The sequence below is a fragment of the Halomonas sp. SIMBA_159 genome (assembly GCF_046536035.1).
Lineage (GTDB): Bacteria > Pseudomonadota > Gammaproteobacteria > Pseudomonadales > Halomonadaceae > Vreelandella > Vreelandella venusta_A.
Window position 1 is genome coordinate 1 of record NZ_JAWJBT010000579.1, and the last position, 272, is coordinate 272.

The window sequence follows — 272 nt, forward strand, 5'->3', positions numbered from 1 at the left end:
CGTGCAACTGCGCTATGCCTACCCGGCAGTATCGGGCGGCATCCTCGGGCTCATTGCGTGCGGCATGCCGGCCTTCGGCTCGGGTCTCGTCGAGGACCTGACCAAGCGTGTGTCGCCGCTCGCGCGCCTCGTCTGCACGATGGCGGCAGCGGCGCTTGCGTATTTTCTGCTGGACATTGCGGTCACGCGCATCAGCGTGCCGCCGCTCGACTTCCTGCTCTCGTATGCGGTGATCTCGTGCGCGGTCACAGTGCTCGCGGTGGCGGCGCTTG

Annotated in this window: 1 protein-coding gene; it reads left to right on the forward strand. The window is 67.3% G+C overall.

Annotated elements, in window-relative coordinates:
* The coding region (locus R0J87_RS20530; protein ID WP_498888562.1) for an MraY family glycosyltransferase at positions 1 to 272 on the forward strand (272 nt) is incomplete at both ends.